This window comes from Amycolatopsis sp. NPDC114484 (assembly GCF_055633755.1).
On the sequence record NZ_JBVKDQ010000014.1, the window covers coordinates 121278 to 142106 of the forward strand.

8 protein-coding genes are annotated in these 20829 nt (G+C 69.0%); 6 read left to right on the forward strand and 2 right to left on the reverse strand.

The window, feature by feature from the left end:
* Positions 1-15: 15 nt before the first annotated feature.
* The 5 genes from ACZ7SW_RS30140 to ACZ7SW_RS30160 are packed head-to-tail and all read left to right on the forward strand — an operon-like array spanning position 16 to position 16555.
* The gene (locus ACZ7SW_RS30140; RefSeq protein WP_470233737.1) at positions 16-414 is read left to right on the forward strand and encodes a YbaB/EbfC family nucleoid-associated protein; all 399 of its coding nucleotides are present in this window, start codon (positions 16-18) and stop codon (positions 412-414) included.
* The gene (locus ACZ7SW_RS30145) at positions 411-1241 is read left to right on the forward strand and encodes a hypothetical protein (RefSeq protein ID WP_470233738.1); all 831 of its coding nucleotides are present in this window, start codon (positions 411-413) and stop codon (positions 1239-1241) included. Before ACZ7SW_RS30140 ends, ACZ7SW_RS30145 begins: the two co-directional genes overlap by 4 nt.
* 32 nt (positions 1242-1273) lie before the next feature.
* The gene (locus tag ACZ7SW_RS30150) at positions 1274-15778 is read left to right on the forward strand and encodes a WXG100-like domain-containing protein (RefSeq protein ID WP_470233739.1); all 14505 of its coding nucleotides are present in this window, start codon (positions 1274-1276) and stop codon (positions 15776-15778) included.
* Positions 15771-16340, forward strand: a complete 570-nt coding sequence (locus ACZ7SW_RS30155) for a type VII secretion system-associated protein (RefSeq protein ID WP_470233740.1) — start codon at positions 15771-15773, stop codon at positions 16338-16340. Before ACZ7SW_RS30150 ends, ACZ7SW_RS30155 begins: the two co-directional genes overlap by 8 nt.
* Positions 16341-16396: 56 nt before the next feature.
* Positions 16397-16555 (forward strand): hypothetical protein, encoded by a 159-nt coding sequence (locus ACZ7SW_RS30160; RefSeq protein WP_470233741.1) that lies wholly within the window; start codon positions 16397-16399, stop codon positions 16553-16555.
* Between the two features lie 66 nt (positions 16556-16621).
* Here the strand turns inward: ACZ7SW_RS30160 and ACZ7SW_RS30165 are convergent, their stop codons facing one another.
* Complete coding sequence (locus ACZ7SW_RS30165) at positions 16622-17632, reverse strand: helix-turn-helix domain-containing protein (RefSeq protein ID WP_470233742.1); 1011 nt, start codon at positions 17630-17632, stop codon at positions 16622-16624.
* Positions 17633-17800: 168 nt separating this feature from the next.
* Between ACZ7SW_RS30165 and ACZ7SW_RS30170 the strand changes: the two genes are divergently transcribed.
* Positions 17801-19693 carry a putative Ig domain-containing protein gene (locus ACZ7SW_RS30170; RefSeq protein WP_470233743.1) on the forward strand — a complete coding sequence of 631 codons (1893 nt, stop codon included), beginning with the start codon at positions 17801-17803 and terminating at the stop codon, positions 19691-19693.
* A gap of 79 nt (positions 19694-19772) precedes the next feature.
* Here the strand turns inward: ACZ7SW_RS30170 and ACZ7SW_RS30175 are convergent, their stop codons facing one another.
* Positions 19773-20735 (reverse strand): ArsR/SmtB family transcription factor, encoded by a 963-nt coding sequence (locus ACZ7SW_RS30175; RefSeq protein WP_470233744.1) that lies wholly within the window; start codon positions 20733-20735, stop codon positions 19773-19775.
* Positions 20736-20829: the final 94 nt, after the last annotated feature.

Below are 20829 nucleotides of genomic sequence, written 5' to 3' on the forward strand. Positions count from 1 at the left end.
CCCGGGAGGAACCCGATGAGTACGCAGCACGAGAAGATGCTCGAAGACGCGATGGCCGCCTACCAGCACCAGCGCGACCACTTCGACCAAACCCGCCAGGACGTCGAAACCGCCACCAGCACAGTCACTTCCGCCCGCCGCGAGGTGACCGCGACCGTCGGCCGTACGGGCGAGTTGACCGAACTTTCCTTCCCCACCAGCGCCTACAAACGCATGGCCCCCGCGGAGCTGGCTTCGGTGATCGTGCAGACCATCTCCGCCGCACGGCAGAAATCCGTGGCCGCGGCGGCGGAAATGATGGCCCCCATGCTGCCGCCGGGCATCTCCGCCCAGGACCTGATGAGCGGAAAAGTGGACGTCAACGCCCTGTTCTCGGCGCGAGTGCCGGGATTCGACGAAGGGAACCTGCCGTGACAGACCAGTTTTTCGTCGACGCCGACGGACTAGACGGCGGCCGCGACGGCTTCGACGGCAAGAGCGCCGAACTGCGCACGCTGGCCCAGCTGGTGCAGAGCCTGGCGAATCCCGGCCGGATCGTGGACGCGGCCGGAAACGACAAGAACGGCAACGAATTCTCGAAGACGCACATCCAGTCGGCGGCCGAGATCTACAACGGCATCAACGCCTGGGCGCTGGCGGTGGAAGCCACCCGCGACGCGATCGGCGACATGGCCACGTCGTTCCGCGAGGCCGACCAGGGCGCCTACGACGGGTCGAACGCCCTGTTCAAGAACTTCACCGACCTGAACCACAAAGTCCGCAAAGCCGATCCCGGCGGCACCGACGCGCCTCCGACCGAGTACGGGCGCGGTGTGCGAATCCAGGGCAAACTGCTCGGCAAAGACCGGAAAGCCGAAGACGGCGGCGGCTGGACCCCGGCCAAGACCGCCCGAGCGCAGATCCCGGACCGCGGCCAGGAACCTCTGCCTTCGAAACCTGGCGAGGAGCCGCGGCGCTTGCGGCGGATGGCGGTCGAACGCCCGGTTCAGCACCAGGTGCTGAGGCGCGAAGGCGAGGCCACCCCGCTGCGGCCGGCCGAGTCGACCGTCTTCGTCCGCTCGGAAAAACCGGCGCATGCGGTCGAGGACAAGATGGAGACCCCCGAGGGCGAAGTCACCACCCCGACGCGTCCGCTGGAGCCGGCGGAGGCCTGGCTGCCCGCCGTGGAAGGCGCGGGTTGGCAACCGGCGAAGTCGATCCCCGCCCAGCCCCCGGTCGATCCGGAAGAACCCGTTTCCTGACTTTTTCGCTCCGTGCAAGGAGGTGACCCGCGATGAGCCTCATGGTGGACCCCAGCCTGAACTGGGTGTTCTACATCATCGCGGGTGACGCCTGGCCGCAAGGCGACGAGGACAAAGCGCGCGAACTCGCTGCCGAATGGGACCAGGTCGCGCAGCAGATCTCCGCCGCCGGAACCGGTTTCAGCCAATTGGCGGACCAAGTGGTCTCCAACGTCGGCGGCGAGGTAGCGACCAATTTCGCCGACTACGCCAACAAACTCAGCACCATGGGCGCCGGTTTCTCCTACCGGGCCCAGCAGCAAGCCGCGGCGTTGCGCGAATACGCCCTGAACGTGGAAAACGCCAAATACGGCATCCTCATTTCCATCGCGGTCACCGCCGCGGACCTGATCTGGGCGATGACGAACCCGTTCACCGCCCCGTTGATCCCCGGGATCTGGGCCGCCGGCCGGACCGCGGTGATGCAGATCGAACGCTCGCTGATGTCGCGGTTGATGAGCCTGCTGTCGAGGGTCGCGCGAGAGGCCGCGCAGGAAGCCGCGGAAGAGGCGGCCGAGGAGATGCTGGCCGAGTTCATCCAGATCGCGCAGGGGAACCGGGACGGCTTCGACTGGAAACAGATCGGCCAGAACGCGGCGCTGGGCGCGATCGGCGGTGCGTTCGCCGCCGGCGCGCACAGCGGCCTGGGCAAGTGGGGCAACAACGTCTTCGGCGCGGCCGGAGTGGAAGCGGCCACCGAGGTAGTGGTCGGTTTGGCCGGCGCCGGCCTGTTCGGCGGGGACCTGGACAGCCTGGGCTGGGGAGCCCTGAACGGCGGCCTGAGCGGCGCCGCCACGCACGGCGCCCACCACGCCGGGCAAAACCTGCACGACAAACTCACCGGCGGCGGCAACGACGGCGGCGGGGCGGGGAAGGGCCCGAACGATCCCGGTGGGGGCGACGGGACGGGGAATATCAAGGTGGACCCGGTCAACGGGCCTGGTTCGCCTGGTGGCTCCGGGGATCGGGGTGGCGTCGGTTCCGGCGGTTCGGGCGGTTCTGACGGGTCCGGAGGTTCGGGCGGCTCCCGTAGCGGCGGCCCCGGCAGCTCCGGTCCCGGCGGCTCCCATGGCGGCGGCCCCGGTGGTTCTGGTCCCGGTGGTTCCGGCAGCAACACCCCTCACGGCGACGGCCAGAACAACTCCCACTCGCCCAACACCACCTCGACGAACAACCAGCCCCCGGCGACCAACTCCACGTCAACGGGCGGCCCCAACTCCACGAGCGGCGGCACCTCACCCGGCAGCCAGAACTCCACCAACGGCTCCCATTCCACCGGTGGCCCCGCCTCCGGACCGAACTCAGCGAGCAACCCCAACTCGTCCAGCAGCCCCAACCCCGCAGGCAACTCAGGTTCGGCGAACGGTTCCAACTCCGCAAGCAACTCGCAGTCAACCGGCGGCGCCAACTCCGCAAACGGCTCGCACTCGGCGAACGGCAGCACCTCAACCGGCGACCTCAACCCCGCAGGCCCCAACACCACCAGCAACTCGACTTCACCGAGCAGCCCCACCGGCGGCTCGAACTCCGCAGTCAACCCGGACTCGGCGAACAGTTCCAACCCCCCAAGCGACTCGCAGTCAACCGGCAACGTGAACGCCGCGAGCCCCAACCCCACGGGCAACTCGGACTCGGCGAACGGTTCCACCTCCGCGAACCCACCCCACGACTCCAACCCCGCCAGCGGCAACACCCCCGCGAACGGCTCGGCGGGCGACACCCATCAGAACTCCCCCTCGCCCGGCAGCACCGCCACCACTCCTGCCGGAGGCACTGGCAGCTCCAACCACGAAGCCCCCACCACCGGCTCGAACCCGCCCGGAGTCCACCCCGGCACCGAAAACCCGGGCGGAGCCAACACCACCAGCCCGGGCGGCAACCCCAACCCCCCAGCCGCCAGCTCCGGCACGAACGGTCCCCAGGGCCCCGGCACGACCGGCAATCAGGGCACTGGCCCCGGCTCCACCGCCCACTCGGGTACGAACAGCAACCCCGGGCCCAGCACCAATCCGGCCCACAACCCGGAATCCGCCCCCGCCAGCCAAGGCACGAACGGCACCGATCACCACCCCGCCCCGCCCCCGTCCACCCCGGACTCGGTTAAAACCGACACCCCCGCACCACCGCCATCGACACCGGACTCGGTCAAGACCGACACCCCCGCACCACCACCGAACGCGACACCGTCCACACCGGACTCGGTCAAGACCGAAACCCCCGCACCACCACCGAACGCGACACCATCGACGCCGGACTCGGTCAAGGCTGAAACCTCCGCCCCACCAGCCGCGACACCGTCGGTGCCGGAGTCCGTCAAACCCGGAAGCCCCGACTCCACCAGCACAAACGACCAACCCCTTCCCCTCACCGGAGACCGCGCACCCTCACCGCCCGCGACCAACGGCAACCACGCGCCCACCCCACACCCCGACACCGGTCTCCCCGGCTTCGGCGGCAACCGGACCGCCGACCCGACGCCCAACACAGCTCATCCCAGCCAGCCGGACGGCTCCGCGAACCCAACGACTCACCCCGGGTCAGAGTCCGCCCCAAGCTCGCCCAACCACCTCAACCCGGCCCCCTCAACGAACTTCACCGGCGCTTCGAACCCCTCCCCCGGCCCGAACGTCACCCCCTCTCCGAGCCCGGCCGCCAACCACGCCCCGGAGGCCAGCCCGTCCCCCGGCTCCGTCCGCGCCCCGGGTTCGGCTGCCAACCTCAGCGGCCCGAACTCCAACCCGAGCCCGGACCCGGCCGCTGCCCCGCAGCCCAAGCCGGTCCCGCCGCCGACGTCGGCCAGTGTCAAAGGCATCGACTCCTCCCCGGCTCCGAAGACCACCGTCAACGGCACGAACCCCGCACCGGTCGCCACCGGGCAAACCCCGTCGCACGCCCCCGACCCGAGCCCCCATCGGACCTCGACCACCAGTCCCAGCCCGGCAACTGGCAGTCCGAACCCAAACCAGTCCACCAACCCGAATCCGCCGATCAAGTCCACCCCGGATCCGACGCCGAGCCCCGACCGGAACACCAGCCCTTCCCCGAATCCGGCCACCGCCGCGAAGCCCACCCCCGAGCCGACCCCGGGCGACACCGACCCCACCCAGCCCAAGAACGGCATCAAGCCACCCCCCGCCCCGGCGAAGCCGATCAGCGCCAATCCCACTCCCGCCCCGCGCTCCCGCGACAACGCCGCCCCACCCCGCGACCTCCCCACTCCGGGCGGCGCGCCCAAGAAACCAACCCCCACACCCAACCCGCCACACCGCAACCTCCACACCCCCGTCGCCGCGCCCAAAAAGCCAAACCCCCAGAGCCCCAACCTCCACACCCCCGTCGCGGCACCCAAGAAACCAACCCCCACACCGAACCCGCCACACCGCAACCTCCACACCCCGGTCGCCGCACCGAAAAAGCCGACCCCCGTCGCACCCGCCGGTCCCGGCCCGAACGTCGGCAAACACCCCCCGGTCACCGGCGGCAAGGGCGACTTCGCTCAGCACCACAAGAACTTCAAGTTCACCGTCGTGCACGAAACCGGCATCATCGGCGATCTCGGCACCCGCAACGAGAACAACCAGGACAGCATCGGCGTAGTAGCCACCGTCGCCGCGACCCCGGACGACGATCTCCGCACCATCGCCGAGAAGTACTCCACCGGATTCACCGGAAACTCCTCCGACGGGCGTTTCGGCCTGGTCATCGGGCTCAACGGCACACCAGGTTCAGAACAAGCGATCAACCAGAAAATCCAGCAATTCCAGAATACCTGGGACAACCGCTTCCCGGTAGCTATAATCGGATTCACCTGGAAACACCCGAGCAACCCGAACATCGACCAGAAAACCATCCCTTACGGCGGCATCCGCGAAACGATCGCCCGCAATCCGGTCACCGAAAAGCTCACCGAGCAGATCCGCGAAGCCGGTGGCGACAACGAGGTCTACCTGCACACCGGCGACGCCGACGTCCACACCCTCGACACCCGCAACGGACCGCTGTTCGACGCGGTCAACACCGCGGTCCAGCAGAACCCCGAGGGCCCGCCGGAGCTGATCAGCGGCGGTTACCACGTCCGGCCGGAGGACGGGGACCTCGCCAACCGCGCCGCGCGACTGGATCTCGACGTCCGGCAGGCACTCGCTGGAGTCGACCCTCGGTCGGTCTATTTCCCGGAGCCGAACACCTTCGTCCGGATGCCGGGAAACAAACTCGAGAACGACGCGACCTTCGGCACCAAAAACCCGAACACCGGCACCTTCGAATACGGAGCGAAGGAAGGCCAGGGGCTCGCCGATTCAGTACTGTCCCAGCGCAATCCGAGCTGGCAATACAGCGACCATCCGACCGCGATCGCGAAATTCTCCTCCGATCTCGCCGTCCAGACCGACGGAACGCGCATCGCGGGCAAGGTCGGCACCGACCCGAACGGCATCACCGCGCTGACCCAGAGCCACGCCAACGAAACAACTTGGTCCGACCAGATCGGCCATTACCTCGGCAATCACACGACGCTCGACCCGAATCTGGCGAAGATCGCCGCGAAAGCCGCGTTCCACGGGATCACGCCGAGCGGGCCTGCTCCCGCCCGGCCGGAGGTGTTCTCCGAGGTCGTCGCGAATCTGCCCAAGGACGAGCGCTCCTCGCTGGGCAGGGGCATGAAGGAAAACGTCGAGGACGGCAAAAAGCTCGCCGCTCTGACGCTCGCCACCCGGCAAGCCCTGGTCGACAACCTCAGCGGCAACCGTCCGGCGAACACGCAGACTCCCGCTGCCGCGCCAAAAAACAACGGGCAGGCGAAAGCGGCCCCGAAACCAGACCCGAAAACCCTGCCGGGGCCGAAGGACTGGAACGGACGCCGCGACGGCGCGCCGGTCACGAGGTTTTCCTCAGAGCGGTTCGACCCGATCAAAGAGATCGCCAAACAGTTCACCGGCAACCGCGCGGGACTCAAGGGCGGGCAGCTCGCCGGCGCGATGGCGCACATCCGGTTCGACGTGCGCCGGTTCGAGATCGCGCCCGGCCAGTGGGTGCGCGAGCACACCATCCCGATCGACCTGACCTCGCATTCCGGCTCGGTCTCGCCCGAGCAGCGCGAACAGTTCGTCCAGGACCTGCGGGCCCACCTCGACGAATGGGTCAACCAGTCCTCCCGCCTGCCCGGCGGCGACCAGCTGCACCTGCGCCTCGACGTCCGCGTCGCCGACGACATCCACCCCGGCGACACCAGCTGGCAGGCCGACCCCCGCCGCAGGATCCCGGTGAACCTCCACGATTCCACTGTGGACCCGGACACCCCGGACACGAACCAGCTCAACTGGGACGTGCACGACTCGGCCTTCGGCGTCACGCACGAGCTGATGCACTTCCTCGGCCTCGGCGACGGCTACAAGAACGACGAGATGCTCTTCAATCGCGGGGACCAGCCCGGCGTGATGGGGCCGGACGCGTGGCACGATTCTCGGCTCAACCAGGGCAACCTCGACCAGCTCGAACAGGTGTCGAACACCGCGAACATCCGCGACCACCACCTCGGCGACGCCCCCGCGCCGAACCCGCAGCCGCACCCGGAAAACCCCCGCTCACAGCCCGAGCCGGACGGCAAGCCGAACCTCCACACGCCCATCAAAGCGCCGCACGAAACCGGCCCAGAGCAGACGCCTGAGTCAAACCCGGAGCAAAACCAGACACCGCAGCAGGACGACGCCGTACTGGTGGCGGACGAGGAAACCGAGGAACCGCCGGACAATCGCCCCCTCTCCGACCGGCTGCCCGAGTTCGCCCGCGACGGCAAAGCACTCGGCTCGGTGGTCCCGGTCGACGTCCGCGGCGCGAAGGACGTCGGCACCAGCATCGAGAACCTGATCCACCGTCTCAACCCGAAGCAGCAGAACCCGCCGCGAACACACGGCATCGACGCGATCACCGATTCTCTCTCCGGCCCCGAGTTCGAGTCCTTTATGGGCGATGGCCGCAAATCCATGGTCCGGGCCGGCGAGAAATGGTATGAGGTGCACGTCACCGCGGAGCCGGACTTCAGTGCGGTCAACGCCGATCAGATCACCAAACTGCCGCAGCCGACGATCGGCGATGTCAAGAACGAAGTCAAGACCACCCACGCGAACCCGAACACCGACACCACCGCGAAAGCCGTCGGCAGCTCGTACTTCGGGATGTTCCCGGCCGGTCCGTACGCGTCCGTCGGCGGCACCGTGCAGCTCGCCAGCCCGTCCGCGGAACACACCGGCACCACGACTGGCACCGAGCAGCGCGTCATCCGGACCGCGGGCGACACGCAACGCGCCGACGCCCCGGTGACCTACCGGATCACAGTACGCACCGAAACCGGCGGCCTGGTCGGTTCCACAGTGGACGGACAGGTGGGACTGGTCCTGTCCACTGATCTGTCGAACCTGAAACAGGAACAGACCGTCGGACCCGCGGAGCCGAAACCGGACTGGGCCAAGAAGATCGAATTCCTCTCGCCGGAGGCCGTCGATTTCGACGAGAACGCCCTCTTCGACCAGGTAAGCAAGAACCTCCATCCCTCGGTGACGAAATTCGGCGCCCCGGGCCGCACCTCGCTGCGGGAATTCCTCAGCCGCGGCGGGGTGCGCAGCATGCTCGGCACCGCGATGCAGGGCAACCCGGTGGTCTCGAACGACCTGCTCAGCCCGCACGGCGCCCACCGGGAAGCCGTGCAACTGGCGGTGCGGCCGACGAACGTCGAATACCTCGGCACGATTCCCGGCGACAGCGAACTGCGGTTCAACGATTCCGCGGTGAACGGCGGGAGCGCCGCTGTCTCCTCCAAGTACGGCGGAGAGGTCAACGCGATCTTCGGCGGCGGGTCCTATGTGCCCGGTACGGCCGGCGGCGTCGGCGGGGTCAGCGGCAGCTACTCCCGGAAGGTCAACCAACAGTCCACAAGCGGCACCAGCTTCACCAACAAGTCCACAGTGAACGCGAAGGGCGACATCGGCCTGTACAAGGTCACCGTCGACCTCGACGTCACCACCTCGACCGGCGAGAAAACCACCGTAACGGCCACTTCGTACACGCGGATGGGCTTGCCCGAGGCGAAAGCCCAGGGACTGCCGGTGCCGAAGAACACCCCGACGAAGTTCAAGGACGTCGGTGCGCGCTACGAGCCGCCGTATCTCGCGGCGGCCGTCGCGGCGGGCACGGCCCGCCCCGGATCGTTCGAACCGGCGACCCGCGTCCAGCCGCAGATCGAAAACGCTCTGCGGAACCTCCCCGGCGCGGACAAGTTCCTGCCGCGCTGGGACCAGTTCCAGAGCGACAAACAAGGTTCCAGCCGGGACATCGCCGACCGCTTCGCGAACCTCCGGAAGATCACGTCGACGTTCTCAGTCGCCTCGCTCCGGGGCAAAATGGACAGTCTCTTCACCCAAGGCGTGTCGGCGCAACTGAAGCGGCGCGGGCTGTTCACCGACGAGTACATCAACGTCACGGTGAAGGCGAAGCCCGGGCCGGGACGTCATCTCGGCCAGGCGGACGGCCGCTCGGTCAAGAACAGCAACGAAACGAGCCCTTCGCTGACCAGCGCGACCACGACCGAACGAGGCTGGTCGGTCGGCGTCGAAGGCCGGATCATCATCCCCGGCGCCACGGCGGGCGCGAACATCGGCATCAGCCCGACCGTGACCCCGCTGCAGTACTCCGACAACCGGACGTGGAAGAACTCCGGCGGTCCGACGGTGACCACGACGACCGGCAAGGGCGGCAGCCCGGATTCGCAGGTGTTCGAACACGACGTCGAGTTCGAGGTCGAGATCACCAGCTACACCCGCAACCGGCCGTGGGTGCGGCGGCTGACGCCCGGGTCGCCGTTCCGGGTCACGCCGAAGGTGTCCACAGTGGCCAGGACCGGCGACCCGGACCTTCCGCCGATCTCCGGCAAAGTCGATATGTGGCTCAACGACGGCGCCGCGCTGACCAAGGATCCGGCGGAGTTCAAGCCGGGCAAGCCGGGGGTCGTCTCGATGACCCCGAACGAAACCCCGAGCATCGACGACCTGCTTACGCGGCAGCAAAACCAGACGACGCCGAAGTTCCTGCACGTGGAGGCGTTCGCCAATACCGAGGCGCTGCGGGACGAGGCGCTGCGCCAGCTCCAGCGTGCCGCCGGCGGCGACGCGGTGCTCGGTCTGCCCGGCAGCGAAGCCCGCGCCCGCGTGGACCGGATGTTCTCGCCGGAGAACTTCCGCGGCCTCACGCCGAAACTGCTGAAGCAGGGCGGGACGGCGAACGGATTCCGCTACGAACGCCGCGTGGCCGACCGGGTCGGCGGCCTGGGCATGGGCATCTCCCTGAGCAATCCGAAACTCGTCGCGGTGTCCGAAACGGGCGGCGGCGACCGGACGTACTCCGGCGGCTCGAAGGCCAGTTACGAAGGCACGCACAAACAATCCGTCGAAGCCAACGTCCAGCTCGGACTCACCGTGCGGCCGACCGGCAGCGACACGCACGGCCAGGGCCAGCTCTTCGGCACCGCGAAGTGGAGCCCGTGGCAGCGCAGCTCCGGCTCGTCCCACGAGGTCACCGCGAGCATCGATCACACCAACAGGTCCTCTTCGGACAGTCGCACGGTGCTCGTCCAGTACGACACCAATGTCCGGCTGATCGCGGAAAGCCGCCAGGAAGGCCTGATCAACGGGTCGATTTCGCGAGCGGGCGCGGACGTCCAGCTGCCGGGTTCGGTCTTCGTGGCGATGACCGAGGACGAGGCTCGCGCGGAAGGATTGCTGCCCCCGGTCGAGCCGCGCACCCCGGCACCGGGCAAGCTTTCCGCTCCGCCGCTGGTCGGCGGCAAATCCAGTTCGCTCGGCTCGGCGGTGCTGGAGGACGCTCCCAATCTGTCGAAACTGGTGCAGGACGCCCGGCAGCAGCTTGGCAAGCTCGGCGACAGACTGCTGCCGAAATCGGTGCTGGACGACTCGATGAACAACCTCCAGCGGACGCTCGACACCGCCTCCCCGGAAGCGGTCACGTCTCTTGTGGACGGTGCGCTGGACGGCGGCGTTTCCTTGGTGGCGCAAGACCCGGGCGTGCTCTGGACGGACAACTACCAGCTGCTGCTCAAGGCGAAGATCCTCGACACCCAGTTCCTCGACGTGAAACACGACGGCAGCGAGGTCGATCACGTCGTCAACTCGACCGTTACGGACAAAGAGAATTCCGGTCGCGGTTCGTCCTACGGCGGGCAGATCCGCGGGGCCGGCCGCGGCTTGTTCCAGGACAGCCAGCCCAAGGTCAGCGGGTACGACGGTGCGTACCTGGGAGCTTCCGGGACGCGCGCGAAGAGCGACCAGACCGTCGAGAACAAGGCCACGACCACGGCGTTGACCTCGTCCTCGAGCGGACCGTCGGCGCGGTACCAGCACCAGTTCCAGTTCGAATTGGTCGTCGCCAGGGACGGACGCACTTACCCGGTCGCCTCGCAAGAGGCGACCGTGACCTCGAGGTCGTCCGCGGACGACCAGAAGATCTCCGGCGACGAGCAGTACCACACCAAGCTCTACGGATCGCGGACGACCGAACTCAACGCCGCGGAGTCCACTCCGGACCGCCTCGCGGCGTGGCAGCAGGAAGGTTTCGGCCCCCTGCCGAAGTCTTCGACTGTCGAAGGACTCCGCGGCGCCGCGGACATGCGAGCTGGCGCCCTCCGCGCCTTGCGGCTGGCCGGCGCGGGCAACGGGCTCACCGGCCCCGGCACCGGCGCGCACAACACGCTCTCGTCCTCGATCACCAATGAAACGCTGCAAGCCCATCTCCCGAACATGGTCGGCAAACCGTTCGAGACCCCGGACTTGCATTCCTCCGCGGTGACCGGCAGCAGCCACGCCTCGGTGAAGGTGTACACCCGCGTGGTGAAACCGGATCTGGTCGGGCTCAGCGATTCGGTGAAACTGGAGCGTTCGGACCAATCCGGGTCCACGTTCACCGGCGAGGCCAAGGAAACGGTCACCGGCGAGCAACAGGGCAATATCGGCACCGGCGGGATCACCGACCCGGGCCGGAACACGCACGCCTGGGGCGGGCTCGACGTCCGGGGCCCGGTCGGCCAGAGCGATCCGACGTCCAGCACCGCCGCGGCGCAGCGGTCGGTCGTCGGCAAGGACAAGGGCCGGACCGGCCTGGTCGGGTTGGACGTCGAGTACCGGATCGTCGCGACGGTCGACGGCAAGACCGCCGCGGTCGAGGTGCGGGTGCCGCGGTCCTCGCGGACGCGGATGAGCGAAACCGACCTGGAGCAGTCGCTCGGCCAGCCGTTGCCCGAGACGCTCGCTTCCGCGCAGGACACGGTGAAGAAAGCCGCGGAGGATTGGCGTACCGCGGAAGAGGAACTCGAAAAGGCGCAGCGCGATTTCGATGATGCGTGGCTGTCCGAAAACGACAATGTGCGCACTACGAGCGACGGCGCACGCGGGCTGAACCTCCCGGTCGACGACAATCCAGTACAGCAGATGCGGCAAGCGGTCCGGACGGCGCAGAACGAGGCCCGCGACGTGGGCCAAGCACTGCGGACGGGCAACGACGAAATCGCCCGGCTCAACGAACTCGACGAACAGCTTCTTTCGCTGGCTCTCGGCGAGGAACCGGGTTCCGTCGCGCAAAGCGATCTGGTCGCGCGTGCGTGGGATACGCAACGGCAGGCCCAGCAGATCCGGAACGAGCAGGCCGAACTGGTCCAGCAGCGGCAGGCGGCGCAGGACCGCGCCGCGGAGATCCTGGCCGTGCTGGACGAGTACCGCAACAATCACACCGACCACGCCGCGCGGCAGGACGACGCGAACAACCGGATCCAGCAAGCCCGGGAGAAGGCCGACGAGGCCCTGCGGACGTGGTGGCAGGCCAAGTCCGAAGTGGACAATCAGATCACCGCGCACGCGTGGCCGCGCCCGCCGGAGCACACCCCGGAACAGCACCGCGAAGGCACTGTCGAGGCGAACGACACAGTGTCCGGTTGGGACGCTGACACCGATCGGCCCTACAGCTTCGACCCGGCCGAGATCCAGACGCGGACGATCACCGACGGCTCCGGCCGGGTTCGCGCCGTCTCGTTCCTCCCGGCGAACGAGCACACCGAGAGCGTCGAACGAGACTGGGTGGCCAACAATTCCGGTAAGGTCAGCACGCTTCCGGAAGGCGCGACGCCGGACAAGTTCGACCCGCTTTTGAAGCAGGCCAACACCACCGGGGCCACGCCGGACCTGTCCGGACGCCGATTCGGGGCATGGGCCGACCACACCGCGGCACCGTGGGACGACGACTCCCTCTTCGTCTTCGCCCACGGCCGCGAGCAGTCGGTGAAGGTGACCCTGCTGGGCGGCCAGACCGTACGGGTCGACGGCGATACGTTCGCCCGGATCGTGGCGCAAGCCGCTCCGCTGGCCCAGTCCCATTCAGTCACGCTCATCGCGTGCAGCACCGGCCAAACCAACGGTCCGGGCGGCCTCGCCCATGACTTCCAGCGCGCGCTCGGTGAACTCGGTGGACCGTCCACAGTGCACGCGCCGACCAAACCCGCTTTGTTCGGCCGGGATTCGGCGACGCTCGGCAAAGCGATCGGTGCGACGCACGGCTTCACCACCGTCACCGATGGCGGTCATTTCCGCACCTTCGGCGATTCTCCAGCACAGTCCACACCAGACGCTGCGCCAGCCACCGAGGTGCACCACTATTCCGCCCCCGAGGACCTGGTGGCCGACTTGCGGCAGACCGCGGTCGACAACCCGCCGCCAGCGCCGCTGCTGGGACCGGATCTGTTCGGTTTGTACCGCGCCCCGGAACCGCCGGAGTTCCTGCGCGGGCACGATTTCCGCGCCCTCACCGCCGGACAGGGCATCAGCTTCCTGGACCTGCTGGACCTGACCAAGGGTTACCAGCTGAGCAGCGAACACCTGGACCCCGCGCACCTGGACGACAATCGCGCGTGGACCCTGGAGAAAGAACGTCCGGACGACCGGCTGGCCGCGTGGGCGCCCGGCGACGTCGAACCGCTCGCCAAGACCACCTCGACCCCGCTGCTGATGCACGCCATCTGGCTGGGCGGTCCGCTCAAGGACACCGGCACTATGCACACCTTCCGCCGGAACTTCGGCGACGCGGCGGACCGGCTCGGCGACGGCATCGTCCCGATCCTGTGGACGGACGTGCCGCGCTGGCAGACCGAACTGGCATTGACCACCGCGGCCCCGGAGGAGGGCCCGGATCCGCTGCACGACGTCCGGGACCTGTTGCGGTGGGCGGCGGAACACCGGGTCCAGCTGGTCAATGTGGACGAGGTGTTCACCAGCGAGCACCCGATGCGCACGCAGGAGTTCTACCTGTCCGAACTGGCCAAGCAGACCGGCCCGGGTTTCGCGGCGGCGAGCGACATCCTGCGGCTGGAGCTGATGCACCGGTTCGGCGGCCTCTACACCGACGGGGACAACGTCGTGCACGGCTTGGACGACGTCGTCCGCGCCGCCGAGTCCGACGCGGGCTACGCGGTGCACCGGGTCGGCGGGAACATCGCGAACTCGGCGTTCACCATGTCGAAAGGACATCCATTCGCCGCGTCCTATTTGGACCAGCTGCGCGAGAACTACGGGAAGACACAAGCGAATCTGATGCCGCGCGAGGTCGACTCGCTCGGCCAGGGGTTCTTCGCGACGCCGATGGGCCGGGTGCACCGGCAGTCGGTGATGTACCGCTCGGGTCCGGTCGCGATGACCGAAACGGCCCGGCGGATCGGCCTGAACTCCGCGCTCGAACTGCCGGGCATGACGGAGATCCGGATGAACAGCGACCACAGCTGGCTCCTGCCGCCGCAGGGCGATCCGGCCCCGCTGTCGGACCGGTTCGAGACGCTGGAGCTGACCCAGCGCGTGATCCAGACATTGGTGCGCGGCCTGCACAACCGGGACGGCGACCTCCATCTGACCGCGGTCGAGCCCGCAGTGCGGCGGCACGCCGATCCGGATCTGGTATGGCAGGCGGCGTTGTCCTACATCGCGGCCGATCCGAAGCTGTCGTCTCTGGTCCGCACCGTCACCGACCGCAGCAGCTACACCGGCGAGGTGCACGATGTTCCGCTGCCGCCAGCCGCCCGTGCACTGCTGACCATCGACGACAGCCGGGTGCATTACCACCTGGGCGAGGTCCAGCGCGCCGCCACGTTGCATGCCGCGGACGCGGTCCTGGTGGCGGATACCCCGCTGGAAAACCTGATCTCCCGTCTTCGTTCGACGGACGGCCCGGTCCCGCCGATCGAGGTCACCGGAACCGGTCCGGACGGCCGGGCGCACGCCACCGCCGCGGCCCGCGAACTGGCCGGGCAACTCGCCGACGCCCTGGGCACCGACGTGCTGGACCGTGTCCCGGTGAAGATCCGGGTGTCCGAAGGGGACGGTCGGGTCAAGATTTCTTTCGGCCACGCTGTCGAGATGTCGACTGGCGCACCGGTGCCGAGGGTTTTCCGCGGCCTGGAAGACGGTCCGGCGCCCGCGACGCCTCGGCCCTGGACGCACGACGGCCGCACCGTGGGAGTGCACTACTCACCGTCCGATGTGTCCGTCCCTAATGGATCGTCCTTCCTGACCACCGACCCGGCAGCCACCCGGAACTTCACCGAGCAGTTGCGCACCGACGGCACCGACCGTGCCGCCGACGCGGTCACCGTCCGGCTGTCCGCCGCCGAACACCCGACCGCGGACTACTTGCTCAGCGGCGACACCCGGGATCTGCTCCTCGAAGAACTGGCGCGAACTGCTGCCCACCGCTGGTGGTTCCGTCCGACCCCGCCCGCCGGGCCGATCGCGCTCAGCGACCGCGACGGCACCGCCAAACTGCTCGGCTGGGTCCTCGCGGAACTCGGCCGCGGCGAATCGGCGGCGTCGATCGCGGAGGACGTCGCCCGGCACGAACGACCGGACCTGATCTGGACCGCCGCCCGCGAACTCTCCGCGCTCCACAACGACCTCACCGAGCAGCACGCCGTCCTCCACCTGCACGGCGTGACCGACACCTTGCTGGGCAAGCCGGACGCCGCCGCAGTGCTCACCGACCTGGCCACAGCAACCCGAAACGGCGCTGACGTCACCCGAATCGCCGAAGCAGTCGAGATCCTGGAACGGCACGGCACCCTGGACACCGTGCTAAGCGCTCCCGGCGGCCGACGTTTGCTGCTCGAAGAAATCGCCCAGCTCACCGACCGCCCGAACCCCGACAGCTACGCCCGGGACCTGGCCACCGTCATCCAGAAACTGATTGCGGAAGACCTGCCCGCGGCCGCCTTCCGTACCGCACTGCGGAATGCCCTCGACGGCCCGAGGACGCGACCAGCACCGCACCGGCTGAGCGTCGTCGGCCTGGGTTGGCTGGACCGGTGGCACACAGCCGCCGCAATCCGCCGCTACCAGGCGGAGGAACGCGCGGCGTCCGCCCGGCAAGCCGCTGAACTGGCCGAAGGAGCTCCCCGCCATGGATGAAGTGCCGGTAGATTCACCGGACGCGAAGGAGGTACCGGCGATGTCCGAGGACCAATGGGTGCTGCTGGTCGACCCGGCGTGGCAACCGGCCTCGACGACCGGCGGGGCCGAGATTCCGAGCCCGCCGCCGCAGGCCGTGGTGGGCGGCTGGCTCGCGCGCGAGGACGGGTCCGTCAGCCGCTTCGAACCCAACCCGTCCTACGAACCGGCGGCGGAGGACTCCCCGACCGACCCGCTGGACGCCGTGCTCCGCCTGACCGCCCGCGGCGAAGCCGACTTCGATCAACTGGCCGCGGTCTTCCGCGAGTCGGCCTTCGCGGTGGCCGTGGACACCGACGAATCCCCGCTCGTCGCGCCGTCGCCGGACAACATCCCGTGCCTGCTCGTCACGACCGCCCCGGCGCACCGCCGCCGAGTCCGCGCCGCCGGGTGGCGACCGGCCGCGCCCGCCGATCTGCTCCGGCTGCTGGACAGCTACGACGACGTCGACCTGCTGCTCAACCCTGGTGCACCGGGATGCCTCCGGCTGCTAGCCGACAGCGTCCGCGAAATCACCGGCTGACCCGCATCCGCCAAGAACACCTCGGGGCGATCCAGCCACGAAATCCGCACGACACAATGCCGCCCCGGCACACCGCCGCCGGGTGGCGACCGGCCGCGCCCGCCGATCTGCTCCGGCTGCTGGACAGTTACGACGACGTCGACCTGCCGCTCAATCCTGGTGCACCGGGATGCCTCCGACTGCTGGCCGACAGCGTCCGCGAAATCACCGGCTGACCGGCATCCGGAAACACCTCGGGGCGATCCAGCCACGAAATCCGCACCACACAGCGCCACCCCGGCTCACAGCGGCACAGACCGCACCGCCGGCACGCCCGGCTGAGCATCCACCGACAGCCAGTCGTTCCGAGTAGCGTGCAGCGCCAGCTGAAACCGGTTCGCCGCCCCCGTCCGGGCCATCAGGTTCTCCAGATACCGGAACATCGTCCGCCTGCTCACCCCGAGCACCCGGGCGACCTGGTCGTCCGTGAGCCCGGCGGCGAGAAGCGCGAGCAGCCGTCGTTCGCTGGGCCGGATCGCCGGTCCCGAGGTGTCGTCGGCGAGGCCCAGCGGCAGCGCGACCTGCCAGCACATGTCGAACAGCCCGGCCAGCGCGTCGAACAGGCCGCACGAGCGGATCAGCAGCACGGTGCGGTCCGCGCCGGACAGGGCCGCGCAGTCGTCGACGATCAGCAGTTTCACCGGGACCTCGGGCAGAACCCGCGCCTCCTCCCCGGCTTTCCCGCAGGGCAGGATGTTCTCCGCGACGTACTCCGGCCGCTCCAGCGCGAGCCTGCCGTAGACCGCGCGATAGCGCACGCCCCGGGCCAGGTTCTCCAGTTCGATCTCGTTGGCGTCCGCGTCGGCGTAGTACGGCGGGGAGTCCAGTCCGCGGACCTCCGTGCGCGCCGCTCGCTCCAGCTGCTGCACCCGTTCGGCGGCAGTGGTTCCGCTGACCACCTCGATCATCGCGTCGGCGTCGTACCGGACCGAGTGTCTTCGGTACTGCTCGTACAGGCGCGTCATCGCCGCCCGGGCTCCGGCCAGTTCGGCCTCGCGCTGCCTGGTCAGCACCTCCAGCACCGGTTCCGGGCGCAGCGCGGACATCGGCGAGCCGGGACCGTCGACCGGGCCGGCGAGCCCGATCCCGGCCAGCACCGCCAGCACGCGGAGCACCTCGCCGGGGTCGCGGCCGGTGTCGCGCGCTAGCCGGTCCGGCGGAACCGGTCCCGACGAAAGTAGGTCGAGATAGATTTCTGCTTCGTCCGCTTTGAGCCCGAGAGTCAAGAGATGGCCGATTGCTTCGGGAACCATTCGGAGGCACCTCCACCGGGCTGACCGACACCATTGCGCCACTGGCACCAGCGCGTCACCGCCAGGGCTGAACGAACTGTAGACAACTGGGCACCGAATGGCCCGACGCCGTTCGCAGGAAATTCCCTGGGAGGGATCGTGTCCCGTTCAGCCCGAAGAATCCTTGCCATGGCCGGTTTCGCGGCCTTGGCCTTGACTGCCCCGGCCCTGCCCGCCGTCGCAGCGCCCGCCGCGGCGCATCCGACCGCCCGTGTCTGCGCCGAAAAGGCGAAGCCCGGTATGGTCACGTGTTTCGCCGAACGCCAGACCGACACCATGCGCGCACTCCTCGCCCCGGGCGCGCTGCCCGGCGGGTTCGGCCCCTCGGACCTGCGCTCCGCCTACAACCTCACCGCCGCGGGCAGCGCGTCGGCCACCGTGGCCATCGTCGACTCCAACGACGACCCGAACGCTGAATCGGACCTCGCGAGCTACCGCTCCACCTACGGGCTCCCCGCGTGCACCACCGCGAACGGCTGCTTCAAAAAGGTGAACGAAAACGGGCAGACCAGTCCCCTTCCGGCCGCGGATTCCGGCTGGGCGGGCGAAATCTCGCTCGACGTCGACATGGTTTCGGCGATCTGCCCGAATTGCCACATTCTGCTCGTCGAAGCGAACCAGCCGAGCATGGCCGATCTCGGCACCGCGGTGAACACCGCCGTGTCGATGGGCGCGAAGTACGTGTCCAACAGCTACGGCGGCGGCGAGGACGGCACCGAACCCTCCTCCGACTCCAGCTACTTCCACCACCCCGGCGTCGCGATCACGGCGAGCACCGGCGACAGCGGTTACGGCATCAGCTACCCGGCCTCGTCGCAGTACGTGACCGCGGTCGGCGGCACCTCGTTGAGCCGCAACAGCAGCGCACGCGGCTGGGGCGAAACCGCTTGGAGCGGCGCGGGCAGCGGCTGCTCCGGTTACGTGGCCAAGCCGTCGTTCCAGAACGTCACCACGAGCTGCAGCAAGCGCGCCGCCGCTGACGTCTCGGCCGTGGCCGACCCGCAGACCGGCGTCGCGGTGTACCAGACCTACGGCGGCAGCGGCTGGGCCGTGTACGGCGGCACCAGCGCGTCCGCCCCGATCGTCGCGTCCGTGTACGCCCTCGCCGGCGCTCCCGGCGCGTCCGACACCCCCGGCGCCTACCCGTACTCGCACACCGGCAACCTCAACGACGTGACCTCCGGCAGCAACGGCAGCTGCTCCGCCTCGGTGCAGTGCAACGCCGGCCCCGGCTGGGACGGCCCGACCGGCCTCGGCACCCCCAACGGCACCGCGGCGTTCGCCGCGGGCGCTCCCAGCGGCGGCGTCACGGCGGCCAACCCGGGCAGCCAGAACGGAGTCGTCGGCACCGCGGCGAGCCTGCAGCTGTCCGCGTCCGGCGGCAGCGGCGGCTACACCTGGACCGCCAGCGGCCTGCCCGCCGGGCTGTCGATCAGCTCCGGCGGCCTGATCTCCGGCACGCCGACCACCGCGGGCACGTATTCGGTGACCGCGACCGCCAAGGACTCCTCCGGGGCCACCGGCTCCACCACCTTCGGCTGGACGATCGCCCCGACCGGCGGCGGCACCTGCTCCGGGCAGAAGCTGGGCAACCCCGGCTTCGAAAGCGGCACCAGCCCGTGGACCGCGTCCAGCGGAGTGGTCAGCACGTCGTCCAACGGCGAAGCCCCGCACAGCGGAACGTACCTCGCCTACCTCGACGGCTACGGCAGCGCGCACACCGACACGGTCTCGCAGTCGGTGAGCATCCCCTCCGGCTGCCACGCCACGCTGAGCTACTACCTGCACGTCGACACCGCCGAGACGACCGCCTCGACGTCCTACGACAAGCTGACCGTCAAGGCCGGTTCGACCACGCTCGCCTCGTACTCGAACCTGAACCAGGCGACCGGATACCAGCTGCACACCGTTGACATGTCGGCCTTCGCCGGCCAGACGGTGACGCTGACCTTCACCGGCGCCGAGGACTCGAGCCTGCAGACGTCGTTCTGCCTCGACGACACGTCGCTGACCGTGAGCTGAAACTGAAACCGAGGAAAGGCCGTCCCGTGCGCGGGGCGGCCTTTTCCGGTGCCTTGCGCGAAACACGCCCGTATTCCGCTCAGTTCGGTTTGGCGGCAAGCAAATCGAGCCCGAGCGGGGTGCACTGGTGGCAGACCGCCTTGCCTTCCCGGCGCGAAACGATCAGGCCCGCCTCGCGCAGAGCCTTGGTGTGCAAGGACGCGGCGGCGACCGAGACGGACACCTCCCGCGCGAGACCGGTGGTCGTGCGTCCGCTGATCAGGGACCGCAGCGCCCCCGCGCGAGTGGCGCCGAGCAGCGCGGCCAGCGGGTCCGGCGGCCCGGCCGGGGCGAGCAGGGGCAGCGGGGTCAGCGCGGGATAGATCAGCGTGGTTGGCCGGTCGGCGTAGTACGCCACCAGCGGGTGTCCCGACCACAGCAGCGTCGGCCGCAGGACGAGGCCGTGTCCGTGCAGGGTCAGGTCGAGGTCGCGGGGGAAGTCCGCTTCGAGGGTCAGGCCGTTCCAGCGGAGCATCGGCCGGAGACTGGCGAACAGCGCGCTGATGCCTTGGCGCGCAAGGATTTTCGCCCGCCACGCCGTTTCGGCGTCGAAGCCCGCCCGCAGGCTGTGCCAGTGTTCGGCGAGGACGCTCTGGTAGCCGGCGCGGATGGCCTGGTCCAGCACCTTCCACGCGTCGCGGTCCTGCCCGGCCAGCCGCTTCGTCCAGGAGGTCAGCGGCCGGTCGATCGCGCACACCCGCCGCAGTTCGGCGCGCACCTCGGCCCGCGGCGTGGACAGCACGCGGTCCAGCCCCTCTTCCACGGTGCTGCTGGGCGGATCGAGGAACATCGGGCCCGCGCCGGAGGGCGAGACGAGCTGCAGCAGCGGCCTGCCTTCGCGCGGCAGCCGCCGCGCGACCTGCTCGCGCCACGGCGCGAAAGCCGGGTCCGGGTCGCGGCGCTGCAGCATCTGCATCGCGAGGGTCAGCTCGCCGAGCGGCACCGGGTGTCCGGCGATCGACACGTGCAGAAGATCTTCGGGCGTGCAGCGCAGCCGAAGCACGGAAACCCCCTTGTTTTGAGTTCTAGCTTAAACCATCGCGCCCCCGCCCCCGGGTGCGCGAATATGGGTTTTCCGGCAGGGGGACGGGAAATCA